General features: G+C 65.5%; 18 protein-coding genes. 15 read left to right on the top strand and 3 right to left on the bottom strand.

What is annotated here, in order from left to right:
• Positions 1-18 precede the first annotated feature (18 nt).
• Positions 19-1,650, bottom strand: coding sequence for a pilus assembly protein (locus tag EN857_RS04845; RefSeq protein WP_127393176.1), 1,632 nt, complete (start codon positions 1,648-1,650; stop codon positions 19-21).
• 441 nt (positions 1,651-2,091) lie between these two features.
• On the opposite strand from EN857_RS04845, the gene rpsF reads away from it, so the two are divergent.
• The 13 genes from rpsF to EN857_RS04915 all read left to right on the top strand — a co-directional run bounded on the left by rpsF (position 2,092) and on the right by EN857_RS04915 (position 14,148).
• Positions 2,092-2,583 carry a 30S ribosomal protein S6 gene (gene rpsF, locus EN857_RS04850; protein ID WP_127311714.1) on the top strand — a complete coding sequence of 164 codons (492 nt, stop codon included), beginning with the start codon at positions 2,092-2,094 and terminating at the stop codon, positions 2,581-2,583.
• Positions 2,583-2,831 carry a 30S ribosomal protein S18 gene (gene rpsR, locus EN857_RS04855; protein ID WP_006203718.1) on the top strand — a complete coding sequence of 83 codons (249 nt, stop codon included), beginning with the start codon at positions 2,583-2,585 and terminating at the stop codon, positions 2,829-2,831. Before rpsF ends, rpsR begins: the two co-directional genes overlap by 1 nt.
• A 216-nt stretch (positions 2,832-3,047) precedes the next feature.
• Positions 3,048-3,632 (top strand): 50S ribosomal protein L9, encoded by a 585-nt coding sequence (gene rplI, locus EN857_RS04860; protein WP_127393175.1) that lies wholly within the window; start codon positions 3,048-3,050, stop codon positions 3,630-3,632.
• 275 nt (positions 3,633-3,907) lie between these two features.
• Complete coding sequence (locus EN857_RS04865) at positions 3,908-5,197, top strand: cyclopropane-fatty-acyl-phospholipid synthase family protein (RefSeq protein ID WP_127393174.1); 1,290 nt, start codon at positions 3,908-3,910, stop codon at positions 5,195-5,197.
• 92 nt (positions 5,198-5,289) lie between these two features.
• Complete coding sequence (locus EN857_RS04870; protein WP_127310952.1) at positions 5,290-5,613, top strand: YnfA family protein; 324 nt, start codon at positions 5,290-5,292, stop codon at positions 5,611-5,613.
• A gap of 3 nt (positions 5,614-5,616) precedes the next feature.
• Positions 5,617-6,585 (top strand): small ribosomal subunit Rsm22 family protein, encoded by a 969-nt coding sequence (locus EN857_RS04875; RefSeq protein WP_127310953.1) that lies wholly within the window; start codon positions 5,617-5,619, stop codon positions 6,583-6,585.
• Positions 6,586-6,804: 219 nt separating this feature from the next.
• Positions 6,805-8,295, top strand: coding sequence for a replicative DNA helicase (locus EN857_RS04880; RefSeq protein ID WP_127285617.1), 1,491 nt, complete (start codon positions 6,805-6,807; stop codon positions 8,293-8,295).
• Positions 8,296-8,525: 230 nt separating this feature from the next.
• Positions 8,526-9,944 carry a DNA repair protein RadA gene (gene radA, locus EN857_RS04890; RefSeq protein ID WP_127285618.1) on the top strand — a complete coding sequence of 473 codons (1,419 nt, stop codon included), beginning with the start codon at positions 8,526-8,528 and terminating at the stop codon, positions 9,942-9,944.
• A 59-nt stretch (positions 9,945-10,003) separates the two neighbouring features.
• Complete coding sequence (locus EN857_RS04895; protein ID WP_127285619.1) at positions 10,004-10,684, top strand: CvpA family protein; 681 nt, start codon at positions 10,004-10,006, stop codon at positions 10,682-10,684.
• Positions 10,685-10,817: 133 nt separating this feature from the next.
• Positions 10,818-12,299, top strand: coding sequence for an amidophosphoribosyltransferase (purF, locus tag EN857_RS04900; RefSeq protein WP_127287302.1), 1,482 nt, complete (start codon positions 10,818-10,820; stop codon positions 12,297-12,299).
• A 27-nt stretch (positions 12,300-12,326) separates the two neighbouring features.
• The gene (locus EN857_RS04905; RefSeq protein WP_127310954.1) at positions 12,327-13,082 is read left to right on the top strand and encodes an SDR family NAD(P)-dependent oxidoreductase; all 756 of its coding nucleotides are present in this window, start codon (positions 12,327-12,329) and stop codon (positions 13,080-13,082) included.
• 76 nt (positions 13,083-13,158) lie between these two features.
• Positions 13,159-13,791 (top strand): hypothetical protein, encoded by a 633-nt coding sequence (locus tag EN857_RS04910; RefSeq protein WP_127392711.1) that lies wholly within the window; start codon positions 13,159-13,161, stop codon positions 13,789-13,791.
• A 135-nt stretch (positions 13,792-13,926) separates the two neighbouring features.
• Positions 13,927-14,148, top strand: a complete 222-nt coding sequence (locus EN857_RS04915; RefSeq protein WP_127286733.1) for a hypothetical protein — start codon at positions 13,927-13,929, stop codon at positions 14,146-14,148.
• 2 nt (positions 14,149-14,150) lie between these two features.
• Here the strand turns inward: EN857_RS04915 and EN857_RS04920 are convergent, their stop codons facing one another.
• Positions 14,151-14,657: an OsmC family protein gene (locus EN857_RS04920; protein ID WP_127286734.1), complete on the bottom strand. Its 507-nt coding sequence runs from the start codon at positions 14,655-14,657 to the stop codon at positions 14,151-14,153.
• A gap of 163 nt (positions 14,658-14,820) precedes the next feature.
• Between EN857_RS04920 and EN857_RS04925 the strand changes: the two genes are divergently transcribed.
• Positions 14,821-16,332: a peptidase S10 gene (locus EN857_RS04925; protein WP_127392712.1), complete on the top strand. Its 1,512-nt coding sequence runs from the start codon at positions 14,821-14,823 to the stop codon at positions 16,330-16,332.
• A gap of 10 nt (positions 16,333-16,342) precedes the next feature.
• Here the strand turns inward: EN857_RS04925 and EN857_RS04930 are convergent, their stop codons facing one another.
• Positions 16,343-16,774, bottom strand: a complete 432-nt coding sequence (locus tag EN857_RS04930; protein WP_127286736.1) for a nuclear transport factor 2 family protein — start codon at positions 16,772-16,774, stop codon at positions 16,343-16,345.
• Positions 16,775-17,077: 303 nt separating this feature from the next.
• On the opposite strand from EN857_RS04930, the gene EN857_RS04935 reads away from it, so the two are divergent.
• A complete protein-coding gene (locus tag EN857_RS04935; protein WP_127286737.1) occupies positions 17,078-17,965 on the top strand; it encodes a DMT family transporter in 888 nt (295 codons plus the stop codon).
• Positions 17,966-17,995 lie beyond the last annotated feature (30 nt).

The following is a 17,995-nucleotide window of genomic DNA, read 5'->3' on the forward strand; positions in this document are numbered from 1 at the left end:
GGCGGGCGAACCCGCCGTTCAGTTCGTCAGCTGCAGCTTCGAAAATTTGCTGGCGATGGTCTGGAAGACGTTCGGCAGCTTGCTTGGATCATTGACGGCGTAATAGTCGCTCGGATCGGAGGCGCAGGCGCTGTAGAGCGCGCGGTTGGCCGCCGTATCGGCCTGCAGCACCATGGTGTAGACCTGCACGCCCTGGCTCTTCAGCTGCGTGCAGACATCCTTTGTCCAGCCATCGACATTGCGCGCAGCCGCCGTCTGGTTGTCGGAGCCGAAACGGCCGCCTCCAAGATAGCCGTAGGAGGTATAGTCCGACTTGGTCGGCTGGCCGCTGGCGCCGTAGACGACGTTTTCGCCGTCGGTCAGCAGCATCACGACCTTGCTGACGCCCGAGGTCTTCCAAGGCGTGGCGTCGGTATAGGGCGGCTGCGGCGACAGCACCCGCATGCCCCAGGCCAGCCCTTCCGAGACATTGGTGCCCGAACCGTTCCATTCGCTCATCTGGGCTGCGGCGGCGCGCAAGCTGTCGAAATCGTTGGTCAGCGGGACGATCGGGGTCGGGCAGGCGCGATTCGGACCGACGGTGATGGTGTTGCCGGTCTCGGTCACGATCTTGTTGGTCGAGGCAACATAACGCGCGACCTTGCTGACATTGGCGTCGAGAACGCCACTAAGGTCGATGCCGAGGACGTTGGCGCCCGGCAGCGCCAGCTTGATCTTGTCGATTGTGTCGTCAAGATAGGAGTTGTTGTAGCCGGTCGACGAATTGCCGTAGGAAGCGGACGGCTTGCGGGCGACGTCGGGATCGTCCGGCGCGAGGTAGGGGACGAACAGCGTGTCCGGGTTGGACGGATCGGGTGGCGTGTCGGAGATGTTGTAGGCGCCCGGCCGCGCCTCGACGCAGCCTTTCCAGCCGGTCCCCTTCCAGCCGGTGTGCTTCAAGGCCGGAACGTCCTGCTGAAGCTGCTTGAACAGCGACATATGATCTGGACGTTTGCCTTTTACTGCCGGGAAATTGATGCCGTTGGTGGACGACTTGCCGTTCAGGTCGATCCAGGACGGGTCGAAATCGGGGCCATTGACGTTGACGGCGGTGACAAACGGCACCAGCGAGGCGCGCACCTGGCGAGTCGGCGACTTGGCCGCCTCGAGATAGTCGATCAGCGACTTGGTCGCCTGCCTGAGCGCGCTGATGCGCGCGCCGGCCATGGAGCCGGTGTTGTCGAGCACCAGCACGACTTCGAGCTGGTTGTTCGATTCCATCGCCGAGGCATCGACAGTGATGTGCCTGTCGTCGCCGAACAGGAAAGCGAAGTTCAGATTGACGTCGGCCGAAGCGACTGCCTTGGTCTTGATGTAGGTGACGCCCTTGTCGACGCTGAGCGTGGCCTGGGCATTGGACAGTTCGCGGTGGGTCGCGACATTGGCCTGGAAATAGCGGTTGAAGGCATCGCTGCGCGAGATGTCGATGTCGCCGAGATGCGAAGAGGCCAGGTTGGCCGCGTCAAGCGCGTTCTGCAGATTGCTCCTGGCCTTCATCAGTGTCGAGACATCGGTGGCGAAGGCCACGGCGGTGAGGATCGCCGGCACGCCGAGCGCCAGCACCAGCGCGAAGTTGCCGCGCTTCGAGCGCCAGAAATTCTTGAGAAGCATCCTACCCCCGGATCGCCAAGCAGACCGCCCCCGCGCGGTCACCCGATTTCGTGCGCTTCTCGTCGTGAATTTGAGGTTACAACACAAAACAACCGCTTATGGTGGTTAAAGCCCGATTACCGGAAAATCGATAAAATAGCTTGCTCCCGAATGTTGGCGTTTTTTCCTGACTGCGACGGCAAGGACCGACGTCCTCCCTTGCCTTCCCCGGGAATTGCTGTATAGACCCCCGCAATCTGCCGGTCCTTGCTGGGGGCTGTACGGAGGGCCGCAGGCTTATCGAAAGCCTGCGTGTGAAGCCAGAAGCGCTTCCGCCTCCCGTGTCTCCGCTCTCGACCGTCTCGTCATGCTCCTTTCTTCCCCGCTTCGCGGGTCAGAGAAGTTGCAGAGGCTTTAGCCGCGAGGAACCGGGAGAGAAACGAAGAAAGGCACCGATACACTATGGCTCTATACGAACATGTGTTCCTTGCCCGGCAGGACCTCTCGCAGCAGCAGGTCGATGCGCTTGTCGAACAGTACAAGGGCGTCATCACCGCGAATGGCGGGTCCGTCGGCCGGGTCGAGAACTGGGGATTGAAGTCCCTCACCTACCGGGTCAACAAGAACCGGAAGGCTTACTACACGCTGATGGACCTGACCTGCCCGCCGGCCGCGCTCAACGAGATGGAGCGCCAGATGGGCCTGTCCGAGGACGTGCTGCGCTTCCTGACCATCAAGGTCGAGGCGCATGAGGAAGGTGCGTCGGCGATGATGCAGAAGCGCGAAGAGCGCTCCGAGCGCGGCGGCTTCGGCGACCGCGACCGTGGCGACCGCGGCCCGCGTTCGTTCGGCGACCGCGATCGTGGCGACCGTGGCGATCGTCCGCCGCGCAGCTTCGACGGCGAGCGCGGTCCGCGCCGCCCGCGTGAAGGCGCTGAAGGGGGTGCAGAATAATGGTCGACATCAACCAGATCCCGACCCGGCGCCCGTTCCACCGTCGCCGCAAGACCTGCCCGTTCTCCGGCGCCAACGCGCCAAAGATCGACTACAAGGACGTGCGTCTGCTGCAGCGCTACATTTCCGAGCGCGGCAAGATCGTGCCGTCGCGCATCACCGCCGTCAGCCAGAAGAAGCAGCGCGAGCTCGCCAAGGCGATCAAGCGCGCCCGCTTCCTCGGCCTGCTGCCCTACGTGGTTCGCTAAGACTTCCGAAGCGGGCGGCCAGCCGCCCGCTTCTTTCCCCACGGCGACGGGCGCCGCAGGGTTGGACATCAAATCCCGGGTTGAGGCCGAAAGCCTCTAACTGCCGCGACAGGCAGGACAGCGACACGGCGGCAACGCCCCCTTTGCTTCCTGACCTGTTCCAGATCAATCCTGCGCCGATCCCCGCGATCGACGCCAAGACGAAGGAACAAAACCATGGAAGTCATTCTTCTCGAACGCGTTTCCCGCCTCGGCCAGATGGGCGACACCGTCAAGGTCAAGGATGGGTTCGCCCGCAATTTCCTGCTGCCGCAGGGCAAGGCGCTGCGCGCCAACGAAGCCAACAAGAAGAAGTTCGAAGGCCAGCGGACCCAGCTCGAAGCGCGTAACCTCGAGCGCAAGTCGGAAGCCTCGCAGGTTGCCGAAAAGCTCGACGGCAAGAGCTTCGTGGCCGTGCGTTCGGCCGGCGAGACCGGCCAGCTCTACGGTTCGGTGTCGACCCGCGACATCGCCGACCTGCTGACGGCGGAAGGCTTCTCGGTCAACCGCAACCAGATTCAGCTCAACCACCCGATCAAGACCATCGGCCTGACCAATGTGGCCATCGCGCTGCATCCGGAAGTCGAAGTCACGATCACGCTCAACATCGCCCGCACCGCCGACGAGGCCGAGCGCCAGGCCAAGGGCGAGACGCTGACGACGGCCGAAGCCATCTACGGCGACGACATCAACGACAATGCGCGGCCGGAAAACTTCTTCGACCCGAACGCCGAGTTCGAAGGCGGCGAAGACAACGCCTGACCAGGCACGATCGAGCGCCACAGCGGCGCTCGAAACGCCTTGACTGCCACCGGTTTCGACTGGACCAACGCCCGGGCCTCGCGCCCGGGCTTTTTTGTGCCAAATGGAACTTTTCGAACCCCTATATCTTGATGCAGACTACAGCGTCGCGCGTCCTTTGGACGCACAAAGGACGTCGTAGTCCTTTGACTTGGCGCATGATCCCGCCGCGAAATCGATAGCGATTTCGGGACCCTGCGTCAGGCCATCCTGTCTGACGTTGGGGACATTTGGTCATGAATATTCTCTTGAAGCGCCTTCTCGACCGCCTGGTGCGCACCGGCAATCTCAAAGTGACCGGGCCGAAGGGCTCGACGGTCACCTTCGGCGACGGCAGCGGCGAGCCGGTGCACATGCACATCAAGACAAAGCACGCCGAACGCGCCATCAGCTTCGATCCGATGCTGGCGGTACCCGAAGCCTATATGGACGGCGAACTCGATATCCTCGAAGGCGGCGTGCTTGGGGTGATGCGCATCGCCTTCCAGAACATGGGCAGCGGCGGCATCGATGCGACCTGGTCGAAGGCGATCGAAGGCCTGCGCCACGCCTTCCGCCGGCTGCAGCAGATCAACACCGCCGCGCGCGCGCGGCGCAACGTGCAGCGCCACTATGATCTCTCAGGCGACCTCTACCGGCTCTTCCTCGACGAGGACATGCAGTATTCCTGCGCCTATTTCGAGCAGCCCGACATGACGCTGGACGAGGCGCAGGCGGCCAAGAGGCGGCACATCGCCGCCAAGCTGCGGCTGAAAGCCGGGCAGACGGTGCTCGATATCGGCTCCGGCTGGGGCGGGCTCGGCCTCTATCTCGCCAAGGCCTTCGACGTCGACGTGCAAGGTGTGACGCTGTCGATCGAGCAGCACGGCGTCGCCACAGACCGGGCCCATGTGCAAGGGCTGCAGGACAGGGTGCATTTCGACCTCAAGGATTATCGCTCGCTCAACGAACGCTTCGATCGCATCGTCTCTGTCGGCATGTTCGAACATGTCGGCGTCAACCACTACCGCACCTTTTTCGAGAAGTCGGCGACATTGCTCAAGCCCGACGGGGTCATGCTGCTGCACACGATCGGCCGCTCCGGCGTGCCGTGGGCGACCAGCGCCTTCGTCCGCAAATATATCTTCCCGGGCGGCTACATCCCGGCGCTTTCCGAGGTGATGCCGGCGATCGAGAAGTCGGGCCTCGTCGTCACCGACATCGAAATGCTCAGGCTGCACTATGCAGACACGCTGAAGCATTGGGGCATGCGCTTCGCCGCCAACCGCGACAAGGCCAAGGCGATCTACGACGAGCGCTTCTGCCGCATGTGGGAATTCTACCTCGCCGCCTCGGAAGCCGCCTTCCGCTGGCAGGACCTGGTGATCTTCCAGATCCAGCTCGCCAAGAGGAACGACACGCTGCCGGTCACCCGCGACTACATGGCCAAATGCGAGAAGGCGTTGGAAATGCGCGACATCGGCCACCGGCCCGAGCCGACCGTCGCCAAGCCCGCCCGCCGCCGGAAGGTGGCGGACGGGGAGTAGGAAGCCGGCGGCATCGCGGCCAATCGGCCCATTATCCTTGCCATAGCCGGCCCAAGCATGAAAAAGGTCTCGTTATCGCGAGACCTTTTTTCATGACCTATCTCATCTACATCGCCGCCGCGCTTGCCGAGATCGCCGGCTGCTTCTCGTTCTGGGCCTGGTGGCGGCTGGAGAAGTCGCCGCTGTGGCTGGCGCCGGGGCTCGTCTCGCTCGCTTTGTTCGGTTTCCTGCTGGCGCTGGTCGACACATCGGCCGCCGGCCGCGCCTACGCCGCCTATGGCGGTATCTACATCGCGGCATCGCTCGGCTGGCTGCGGCTGGTCGAAGGCGTGCGCCCCGACCGCTGGGACCTTGCCGGTGCGGCGATCTGCATCGCCGGCGCTTCGGTCATCCTTCTCGCACCCCGGGGAGCGTGACGCGTGGAACTCCCCGCCCCGCTCCGGCAAGGCGTCGAGCGCCTGCTCGAAAATGTGCCCTTGCCGGCGCTCAAGCAGGCGGCGCGGACGCTGTCCGACCGCTACCGCGCGGAGCTGCGCGACGGCCGCCTGCACATGGCCGAGGACATGGCGGTCAAAGCCTATCTGGCGACGCGGCTGCCGGCGACCTATGCCGCCGTCCGCGCCAGCCTCGACGCGCTGGCCGAGGCAAGGCCCGAGTTCCAGCCGAGGACCTTGCTCGATATCGGCGCCGGGCCTGGCACCATGCTTTGGGCCACGATCGACCTGTGGTCCGACCTCGAGGCGGCGGTGATGCTCGAGGCGAGCGCGGCGGTGCGCAAGATCGGCCAGACGCTGGCCGCCGAGACGGTCGCCGCCAGGACGGAATGGCTCGCCGGCGACGCCACGATCGATCTCACGGATCTTCAACCCGCCGATCTGGTCACCGCCGCCTATGTGCTGGACGAGATCGTGCCGGCCTCGCTGCCCAAACTGGTTGGCCGACTCTGGCAGTTGACCGCCGACACGCTGCTGATCGTCGAGCCGGGAACGCCGGCCGGCTGGCAGCGCATCCTTGCCGTCCGCCGGCAATTGATCGAGGCCGGCGCGCATGTGCTGGCACCCTGCCCGCACGAGGCGCCCTGCCCGCTCGTCCCGCCCGACTGGTGCCATTTCTCGCGCCGCGTCGCGCGCTCGCGCCTGCATCGCCTCGCCAAGGACGCCGACGTCCCCTGGGAGGACGAGAAATTCATCTACATCGCCGCCTCGCGGCAGCCGGCGCCGGCGCGCCCGGCGCGCGTGATCGCGCCGCCGAAAGCCGGCTCCGGCAAGGTGCTGCTCAAGCTTTGCGTGCCCGACGGCAGTGCCGGCGAGACACTGTTCAGCAAGCGCGACGGCGACGCGTTCAGGATCTCGCGACGGCTGGACTGGGGCGACACGCTGGATATTTGAATGACAATTTGTTCTTTATTTGTTCTACAGCTTCGCGTAGAATCGCGGCCTTGCCGAGTCAACCGGAATCGGGGCACGGGAATTCTGTCCTGTGGACGGTTTGCCGTTCCTGTGAACAGCGGGCATCAAGGCTGATTGGCCTTCGGGTGATGCAGAAAGGTCAGCACCGACTCATCTCGTTCTTGCTATCGAGAGGTCGGGATCGAAATCGGGGATATCATGGCTGAGGCAGCGCGCAAATTCGGCGTGGCGGAGCAACCGCTCTATCGCGAGGCACCGAACAATATCGAGGCCGAGCAGGCGCTGCTCGGCGCCATCCTCGTCAACAACGACGCCTTCTACCGGGTCTCCGACTTCCTCAAGCCGGCGCATTTCCACGAGCCGCTGCATCGCCGGATATTCGAGGTGGCGGCCGAGCTCATCCGCATGGGCAAGATCGCGACCCCGATCACGCTGAAGACCTTCCTGCCGGCGGACGAAAAGGTCGGCGACATGACGGTGGCGCAATATGTCGTGCGGCTCGCCGTCGAGGCCGTCACCGTCGTCAACGCCACCGACTATGGCCGCGCCATCTACGACCTCGCCACGCGCCGCGCGCTGATCACCGTCGGCGAGGACATGGTCAACATCGCCTATGACGCCCCGGTCGACATGTCGCCGTCCGACCAGATCGAGGACGCCGAGCGGCGCCTGTTCGAGCTGGCCGAGACCGGCCGCTACGACGGCGGCTTCGAGAGCTTCACCGACGCGGTCAAAACCGCCGTCGACATGGCCAACGCCGCCTATATGCGCGACGGCGGCCTGTCCGGCATCGCCACCGGCCTGCGCGACCTCGACCGCCGCATGGGCGGCCTGCAGCCTTCCGACCTGATCGTGCTTGCCGGCCGCCCAGGCATGGGCAAGACGTCGCTCGCCACCAACATCGCCTTCAACATCGCCGAGGCCTATGTGCCTGCGCAGCAGGCCGACGGCTCGTTCAAGGCCGCCAATGGCGGCGTCGTCGGCTTCTTCTCGCTCGAAATGTCGTCGGAGCAGCTCGCCACCCGCATCATCTCCGAGCAGACCGAGATCTCGTCGTCGAAGATCCGCCGCGGCGAGATCTCGGAGATGGATTTCGAAAAGCTGGTCGCCTGCTCGCAGACCATGCAGAAGATCCCGCTGTTCATCGACCAGACCGGCGGCATCTCGATCGCCCAGCTTTCCGCCCGCGCGCGCCGCCTGAAGCGCCAGCGCGGCCTCGACCTCATCGTCATCGACTATATCCAGCTGATGCAGGGCTCCAGCGCCAAGGCCTCGCAGAACCGTGTGCAGGAAATCACCGAGATCACCACCGGCCTCAAGGCGCTGGCCAAGGAGCTCGGCGTGCCGATCATCGCGCTGTCGCAGCTGTCGCGTCAGGTCGAAAGCCGCGACGACAAGCGTCCGCAGCTCTCGGACCTGCGCGAATCCGGCTCCATCGAGCAGGACGCCGACGTGGTGCTGTTCGTCTATCGCGAGGAGTACTACCTCAAGAACCGCGAGCCGAAGCTCGGCACCGACGAGTACATCAAGTGGGAAGCCGAGATGAACGAGATGCGCGGCAAGGCCGAGGTGATCGTGGCCAAGCAGCGCCACGGCCCGACCGGCTCGGTCAGCCTCGCCTTCCACGGCGAATTCACCCGCTTCTCCGACCTCGCGGAAGAGCATCATTTGCCGGACAGGTTTGAGTAGTTTTTTGACCCGCAGTCGCGCTCCGTCACACCCCCCTCTGGCCTGCCGGCCATCTCCCCCGCAAGGGGGGAGATCGACAGCTTTGGCGGCGGTCCCTGTCCTGCAACGTCGGCGATTGGCGAAAACGGTGGCGACATCCAATCTCCCCCCTTGCGGGGGAGATGTCCGGCAGGACAGAGGGGGGTGGGCGGGAACGCCAGCCTTCCGCCATCTGCGAACGGCGCAACTGCATGGCTAAATCGCGCGTCCAGTTCATCTGCCAGAATTGCGGATCGGTGCACCAGCGCTGGGCAGGCAAGTGCGATGCCTGCGGCGAGTGGAACACGCTGGTCGAGGAAGGCACCTCCGGCGGCATCGGCTCGGGACCGGCCAACACCCGCAACGCCCGCAAGGGGCGCGCCGTGGTGCTGACCAGCCTGTCGGGCGACATCGAGGACGCGCCGCGCATCGTCTCCGGCATCGGCGAGCTCGACCGCGCCACCGGCGGCGGCTTCGTGCGCGGCTCGGCGCTGCTGGTGGGCGGCGATCCCGGCATCGGCAAGTCGACGCTGCTGACGCAAGCCGCCGCCGCGCTTGCCTCGAGGGGACACCGCATCGTCTATGTCTCCGGCGAGGAAGCCGTTGCCCAGATCCGGCTGCGCGCCCAGCGCCTCGGCGTCGCCTCGACGCCGGTCGAGCTCGCCGCCGAGACCAATGTTGAGGACATCCTGGCAACCATCGCCGACGGCAAGCGGCCCGACCTCGTCATCCTCGATTCCATCCAGACGCTGTGGACCGACCTCGCCGATTCGGCGCCCGGCACCGTCACCCAGGTGCGCGCGGCAGCGCAGGCGATGATCCGCTACGCCAAATCCACCGGTGCTGCGATCGTGCTGGTCGGCCATGTCACCAAGGAAGGCCAGATCGCCGGCCCGCGCGTCGTCGAGCACATGGTCGACGGCGTGCTTTATTTCGAGGGCGAAGGCGGCCACCACTACCGCATCCTGCGCACGGTGAAGAACCGCTTCGGCCCGACCGACGAGATCGGCGTGTTCGAGATGTCGGACAAGGGCCTGCGCGAGGTCGCCAACCCGTCAGAACTCTTTCTCGGCGAGCGTCATGCGAAGTCGCCGGGTGCCGCCGTTTTCGCCGGCATGGAGGGCACGCGCCCGGTGCTGGTCGAAATCCAGGCGCTGGTGGCGCCGTCTTCGCTGGGCACGCCGCGCCGCGCCGTGGTCGGCTGGGACGGCGCGCGGCTGTCGATGGTGCTCGCCGTGCTCGAAGCCCATTGCGGCGTGCGCTTCGGCCAGCATGATGTCTATCTCAACGTCGCCGGCGGCTACCGGATCAGCGAGCCGGCTGCCGATCTGGCGGTCGCCGCCGCCCTGGTTTCCTCGCTCACCGGTCTTGCCCTTCCCGCCGATTGCGTCTATTTCGGCGAGATCAGCCTGTCGGGTGCGGTGAGGCCGGTTGCGCATGCGCAGCAGCGCCTCAAAGAGGCCGAAAAGCTGGGTTTCGGTAGTGCGGTCCTGCCCTTGGGCAGCGAGGAACTTGTCGGTGGCAATGGCGCTGGGGGGATCGGGGCCGGCGCTTTCCAGCCCACCGAGCTTGCCGACCTCGTGGCGCGTATAGCCGGCTCACGGCGCAACCGCGCCGAGGAGCAAGAATGACGCGGCTCGTCGAGCGGTAAAGACATCGAGCGCTGAAGACATGGAGTGGGGCGAAGGACATGCCGATTACGCTGCTTGACGGAATTCTCGTCGGCTTCACCCTGGTCTCGGCGATGCTTGCCATGGTGCGCGGCTTCTCGCGCGAGGTGCTGTCCATCGTCTCCTGGGTGGCGGCGGCCGCGGCGGCCTTCTTCTTCTACAAGCCGGTGCTGCCCTACGTTCAGCCCTATGTCGACAATGACAAGATCGCCATGGCGGCGGCCGCCGGCGTCGTCTTCGTCATCGCGCTGATCGTCGTTTCGGTCATCACCATGAAGCTCGCCGACTGGATCATCGATTCCCGTATCGGCGCCCTCGATCGCACACTCGGCTTCCTCTACGGCGCGGCGCGCGGCGTCCTGGTGGTCGCGGTGGCGCTCTTGTTCTTCAACTGGCTGGCCGGCGCCAAGGCGCCCGGCTGGGTCGCCAACGCCAAGTCGCGGCCGCTGCTGGAGACGATCGGCGCCAAGCTCGAAAGCCTGCTTCCCGAGAACACGGAAGACCTCGTCAACAAATACACGCACAAGGGTGCGCCCGCGACCGAGACGCCGGTGGCACCCGGCGCGACGACCGATCAGCCGGCGGCCGAACCGCCGGCAAACGGCGACGATGCCGATGCGCCGGCCGACGACAGCGAAGGCGAAGCGCCGGCCGACAACGCGCCGGCTCCGGCTCCCGCCAGCCCGGCGCCGGCAAACTGATCCCGGTCAAACGGGCGCCCGCGGCAAGGCGGGCGCTTCCCCGGGATTGACGTTGGTGTGAACGCCGCAAGGCATGCGTTGCTTTCGACGAGCGATCGCCTTATATGGCGATTTTAGCGGAGCTTGAGCCCCCATGGCAGTTTCGAAGGCAGACGCAGGCGACGTGCTTTCCGCCGAGGCCGACGACCATTTCCACGACGAGTGCGGCGTGTTCGGCATTTTCGGCCGGCAGGATGCGGCGGCGATCGTCACACTCGGCTTGCACGCGCTGCAGCATCGCGGCCAGGAAGCCGCCGGCATCGTCTCTTATGACGGCAGTCAGTTCCATGTCGAGCGCCATGTCGGCCTGATCGGCGACACCTTCACCAAGCAGCGCGTCATCGACAGCCTGCAGGGCAATCGCGCCATCGGCCACACCCGCTACGCCACCACCGGCGGCGCCGGCCTGCGCAACATCCAGCCCTTCTTCGCCGAGCTCGCCGAGGGCGGCCTCGCCGTCGCCCACAACGGCAACCTCACCAATGCGCTGACCGTGCAGCGCGCGCTGCAGAAGCAGGGCTCGATCTTTTCCTCGACCTCCGACACCGAGACGCTGCTGCACCTGGTCGCCACCAGCAAGGAGCGTGACCTGAATTCGCGCTTCATCGACGCGGTGCGCCAGGTCGAAGGCGCCTTCTCGCTTGTCGCCATGACGGCCAAGAAAATGATCGGCTGCCGCGACCCGCTGGGCATCCGCCCGCTCGTGCTGGGCGACCTCGATGGCGCCTGGATCCTCGCCTCCGAGACCTGCGCGCTCGACATCATCGGCGCCCGCTTCGTGCGCGACCTGAAGCCCGGCGAGATGGTCGTCATCACCTCCAAGGGCATCGAGAGCCTGTTCCCGTTCGAACCGCAGAAGACCCGCTTCTGCATCTTCGAATATGTCTACTTCGCGCGGCCGGATTCCTCGGTCGAAGGCCGCAACGTCTATGAGGTGCGCAAGCGCATCGGCGCCGAACTGGCGCAGGAAAACCCGGTCGAGGCCGACATCGTGGTGCCCGTGCCGGATTCCGGCACGCCGGCCGCGATCGGTTTCTCCCAGGCCGCCGGCATCCCCTTCGAGCTTGGCATCATCCGCAACCACTATGTCGGCCGCACCTTCATCCAGCCCGGCGATTCGATCCGCCATATGGGCGTCAAGCTCAAGCACAACGCCAACCGCCGCATGATCGAGGGCAAGCGCGTGGTTCTGGTCGACGATTCGATAGTGCGCGGCACCACCAGCCAGAAGATCGTGCAGATGGTGCGCGACGCCGGCGCCAAGGAAGTGCATATGCGCATCGCCTCGCCGCCGACCAGCGCGTCGTGCTTCTATGGCGTCGACACGCCGGAGAAGTCGAAGCTGCTCGCCTCGCGCATGTCGGTCGAGGAGATGGCCGAATTCATCCGTGTCGATTCCCTCGGCTTCCTGTCGATCGACGGGCTCTACCGCGCCGTCGGCGAGGCCGGGCGCGACAACGACCAGCCGCAGTTCTGCGACGCCTGCTTCACCGGCCAGTACCCGACGCGCCTGCTCGACTTCGAAGGCCACGACAATGTGCGCACGCTGTCGCTGCTGGCGACAAGCGGAGCGTAGGCCGGACCACCTCACGGAAGCTCTCGCATGACCCTCGACCTCTCCGGCCGCCTGGCGGTCGTCACCGGCGCTTCGCGCGGCATCGGCTATTTCATGGCCAAGGAACTGGCTGCCGCCGGCGCGCATGTGATCGCGGTCGCACGCACAGTCGGCGGGCTCGAGGAGCTCGACGATGCGATCAAGGCCGAGCACGCCAGGACCGGCAAGGGCGAGGCCACGCTGGTGCCGCTCGACCTTGCCGACATGGCCGGCATCGACCGGCTGGGCGGCGCCATCCACGAGCGCTGGGGCAAGCTCGACATCCTCGTGGCGAACGCCGCCGTGCTCGGCGTCATCACGCCGATCGGCCATGTCGAAGCCAAGACCTTCGAGAAGGTGATGACCATCAACGTCACCTCGACCTGGCGGTTGATCCGTTCGGTCGATCCGCTGCTGCGTCTTTCCGACGCCGGCCGCGCCATCATCATGTCCTCCAACGCGGCACACTCGGCGCGCGCCTTCTGGGCGCCTTACGCTGCTTCAAAGGCGGCGGTCGAGACGATGATGCGCTCCTGGGCGCATGAGACGCAGGGCCTGCCGCTCAGGGTCAACGCGGCCGATCCCGGCGCCACCCGCACCGCCATGCGCGCGCAGGTCGCGCCGGGCGAGGATCCGGAGACCTTGCCGCATCCGTCCGAGATCGCCAGGCGCATCGTGCCGCTGGCCAGCCCGGAACTGAAGGAAACCGGCCTGATCTTCCAGGCCAAGCACAACCGCTTCGTCACCTACCGGCAACCGGAATAAACCGAGCTCGAGACGGATTAAATACGCCTGCGGCAACGTTCTTCGAATGTAGAACATTCGAAACCGGAGGACCGCCATGCGTAGACTTATTCTCGTTGCCGCCGCCGCACTTACCGCCGCTACCGCCGGCACGGCGCTGTCGCAAGACGCAAAGATGAGTTTCTTCGTCACCAGTGTCGGCTCCGGCAAGGGCGCCGATCTCGGTGGGCTGAAGGGCGCCGACGCGCACTGCGCGTCGCTGGCGGAGGCAGCCGGCGTCAAGGGCAAGACCTGGCATGCCTACCTGTCGACCGGCGCCGAGGATGCGCGCGACCGCATCGGCAAGGGTCCGTGGGTCAACGCCAAGGGCGTCAAGATCGCCGACGATGTCGCCTCGCTGCATGGCGATGCAAACGCCATCAGCAAGGAGACGGCGCTCAACGAGAAGGGCGAGGTGGTCAACGGCCGCGGCGACAAGCCGAACCGCCATGACGTGCTGACCGGCTCGAAACCCGACGGCACGAAGATCGCCGACCAGACCTGCGGCGACTGGACGATGAGCGGCGCGGAGGGGGTGGCCATGATGGGCCATCACGACCGCACCGGGCTCGACGATTCGGCAGCCGCCAAGTCATGGAATTCCTCGCATGCCTCGCGTGGCGGCTGCAGCCAGGAGGCGCTGAAGGGCACCGGCGGCGACGGCCTGTTCTATTGCTTCGCCGTCGAATGACCGCTGGAGAGCGGGGCTGACATCACGCGGCTGTGATGTCGCGCGCATGCACCGCAGGCCGGGCGAGCTTTCACCGCTCGCCCGGAGTTGCTAGGATCGGCCGACTCTCCCACACCAACATAGTGAGGAATTCCCATGGCTGCTCCCAGCGTAGCATTGGTCTGGTATCTGGTGATCGCCGGCCCACAGGGCGGCATGGTGGTGCTGCCCAGCACCTTCGACACCCGCGAACAGTGCACCAACGCCGTCACCGAATACCAGAAGCAGCCGACCCCTCAGGGATGGGCGGTGCAGTGCGTGCCGAGCGCCTCGCCGTTCACCGACGAAGGGGATGCCGAAGAGCCTTCGGCACAGTAGCTTCAGCGCCGTGCGCTGACCGTCAGTTGCGGCTTGTTGCTGATGGTCTGGAACACCACACAATAGCGTTCGGTGAGTTTGAGCAGCGAATCGATACGCTCCTGCGGCTCGTCGGTGTCGAGATCGAAACTGAGCCGGATTTCGCGGAAGCCGACCGGTGCGTCCCTGGCGACGCCCAGCGTGCCGCGAAAGTCGAGATCCCCCTCCGCCTGCACGGTGGCATTGCCAAGCTTGAACTCCAGCGCCGTCGCCACCGCCTTCAGGGTAACGCCGGCGCAAGCGACCAGCGCCTCCAGCAGCATGTCGCCGGAGCAGAGCTCGAGCCCGGAGCCGCCGGTCGCCGGATGAAGGCCGGCGATGGCCAGCGCCCTGCCCGTCTCGACCTTGCAGGCGATCGACTGGTCGTCGACCGAGCCCCTTGCCCTAAGCGTGATCAGCGCGCGCGAGGCATCCTCTCGATAGGCGTCCTTCAGCGGCGCCTGCATGGCCTTGAGTGCGGTCGCGTCCATTTGCGCTCCTTTCGATATTCTTTGGTGGTTGATAGCACATTATTCCAGCTTGGGTTCCTTTCCCCCGCCCTAGGCGAGGCGAGGAACCCAAGTGTCGAGACGCCCCCTTTGACTTCGACAGGCTCAGCCATACCTATGCGGAAGTCGTTCCCGCGGAGGCGTCATGCGGTTCAAGCTGAAACTCGTTCCCCTCGCCCTGCTGTTGCTTGCCGCGTTCGCGCCGGCTGGTCTCGCCGAAACGCCGGAACGGCCGGCGCCCGCGGGCGGCGTGCTGTCGCTCCTGCCACAGCCGCAGACGACGAACCACTCGATCACCATCGCCGGGCGCAAGCTGGACTATCAGGCTAAGGCCGCCACCCTGTCGCTGCTCTCCGGCAAGGGCGATGTCACAGCCGAGATCTTCTACGTCGCCTACACGCTGCGGCCATCGGAGGGCGAGGCGAAGGCTGCCCCTCGCCCCATCACCTTCGTGTTCAACGGCGGGCCGGGCGCGGCCTCCGCCTATCTGCATCTCGGCGCGCTCGGGCCGCGCGTCGTCATGACCGGTGCAGCTGGAGAATTCCTGCCCTCACCGCAAAAGCTCATCGACAATCCCGACAGCTGGCTCGACATGACCGACCTCGTCTTCGTCGATCCGGTCGGGACCGGCTACAGCCGCGAGGCGCCCGGCCAGGACACGCACGATTTCTGGGGCGTCAGCCAGGACGCCAGCTCGATCGGCGCCTTCATCCGGCTCTATCTCGCCCAGAACGGCCGCACCGGGTCGCCGCTTTTCCTTGCCGGGGAAAGCTATGGCGGGTTCCGTGCGGCGCTGCTTGCCCGCACGCTGCAGGAGGATGTCGGCATCAGCCCGAACGGCATCGTGCTGATCTCTCCGGCGCTGGAGTTCATGCTAGTGCAGCCGGACGAATTCGAGCCGCTGCACTGGGCGCTCGAACTGCCCTCGCTGGCGGCGGTGCGCCTCAGCAGCGAAGGCGTCAGCGGGGATGCGTTGCGGGAAAGGCTCGCCGAGGTCGAGCATTATGCCATGGGCGACTACCTCACCGCTTTGACCAGCGGGCTGGAACAAGGCGGAAAGCTGGCGAGCCAGCGCGTGGCTGATATCACCGGACTGCCGCTCGAGCTCGTCCAGCACAATTTCGCCCGCGTCCCGACCGGCCTGTTCGCGCGAGAATTCGCCCGCGCCAAAGGCAAGGTGCTGAGCCCGTATGACGGCATGATCGGCACGGCCGACATCGCGCCAGAGAGCGGACGCATCGCAGGACCCGATCCCGTGCTCGACCGCAGTGTGCCGGCGCTGACCTCGGCCTTCGTCGGCTATGTCCGCGACGAGCTCAATTTCCACGCCGACATCAGCTACCGGCTGCTCAATGGCGAGGTCACCCACAATTGGGACTACGGCACCTCGCGGCAAGGCTATGCCGGCGTGATGGATGATCTGCAGCGGGCGCGTTCACTCAACCCCGCGCTCGGCGTCGTCATCGTCAACGGCTACACCGACCTCGTCACGCCCTATCTCGCCTCGCGTTATCTGGTGAATCAGGTTCCGCCGCTTTCCGACGCAAAGCCTATCCGCCTCGATGTCGTCGAGGGCGGCCACATGATGTATTTCAGGGCGGACGGAAGGCGAGCGCTGAAGGAGGCGGCCGCGGAGCTTTATCAGGCAACGCAGTGAGGCCTGCGGCTCACGAACAGGTTTCGCTGCCGGCCGTTGACGGACGGCGCCCGGAAAGGGCTTCGACCGCGTCTTCGATGCCGACAGGCTGCCTCTCGACGTCCTCCAGATACAGTCGCCCGCTTACGATCCGATCGTCGACGATCTCGAACAGGGTGACCCCGCGCACCTCGAAGGGTTTTCCGTCGCGGCGAGTGCCGGACCAATGCCATTCGGTCCAGGTCGTGTCGCCGTCCCGGACCGAGCGCATGACCGTCGCATGGAAGTCAGGTATCCCTGCGAACATGGCCTCCCAGTTGGCGCGCATCTGGTCGCGGCCAACGAAGGCTCTGCCCGGGTGCGTCGGCTGTTCGCTTCGATAGTTCTCGTGGATGAGAGCGGCGACAGCGTCGAGCTGATGCGCGTTCATCGCCCTCACCAGTCGATCGATCACGTCAGTCATCGAAGCTTCCGGACCTATGCAGCGCACGCATTGGCGCGCCTCTCCATAGTCCACTGCCGGGGTCAGCCGCGCCGATCAATCCGCGAGTTGCAAAATTACCTGAACGGGCGATGACCGTCCAGCATTGCAAGACGTCGAACATCCGTGTGCCGCAAGCGTCAGGTGAATGCAGGCCGCCAGGCCTGTGCCCCAACGCAAGGCCGGAGCTGGCGTAGCGCCGTGCGGGCCATCGCCCGTATAGGCTGATCCTGTTGGGCCAAGGGGTTTGGCTCAATGCAAGCAACGTCCGCAAAGCGGTGCCGCATGGCCGATGTCGCCATTCTCGATAGCCGCGAAAGGGTGCTGGCCGGCATCCTCCTGACCGGCGGCGCCTATTTCCTGTTTTCGGCGCAGGACGCAGCGATCAAGCTGCTGGTCGTCGGCATCAGCGTCTGGCAGATCATGTTCTTCCGCTCGGTCACCATCCTTGCCGCCTGCGCGGCGATCGGCGGGCGGCGCCTGTTCACCGATACTGCGCGCTCGCCCATCGTGCGGCCGATGCTGGTGCGCAGCGCCTTCACGCTGGCGGCCTGGCTTTGCTACTACAATGCCGCCCGCACCCTGCAGCTCGCCGAGCTCACCACCATCTACTATGCCGCTCCGATCATCGTCACCGTGCTGTCGGTGTTCATGCTTGGCGAGAAGGTGCCGCTGCTGCGCTGGCTGGCGGTGCTGATCGGCTTTGCCGGCGTATTCGTCGCCTGCGATCCGACCCATCTCGGCATCTCGCTGCCGATGGTCCTGGTGCTGGCCGCGGCCCTGCTTTGGGGCATCGCCGTCGTGCTTTTGCGCAAGATAGCGATGCAGGAGCGCACGACGATCCAGCTCGTGCTCAACAATTTCTACTTCCTGCTCTTCTCCGTGGCGCCGGCGCTGATCTGGTGGCGGACGCCCGACGGCGGCCAGTTGCTGCTTCTGGCCAGCGTCGGTGCGCTCGGCGGCATGGCGCAGTATCTTCTGTTCGAAGGCATGAAAAGGGCGCCGGTGTCGATCGTGGCGCCGTTCGAGTACACGTCGCTGGTCTGGGCCTTCGCGCTCGGCTTCGCCATCTGGGGCGACGTGCCGCGCCGCGAGGTGTTCCTTGGGGCGGCGCTGATCGTCGCCGCCGGCCTGCTCGTCATCGGCAACGAGCATTTCCGCAAACGGCTCTAGCATGACAACTGACGGAACCATGCCGGTAGG

This window comes from Mesorhizobium sp. M4B.F.Ca.ET.214.01.1.1 (genome assembly GCF_004791545.1).
Classification (GTDB): domain Bacteria; phylum Pseudomonadota; class Alphaproteobacteria; order Rhizobiales; family Rhizobiaceae; genus Mesorhizobium; species Mesorhizobium abyssinicae.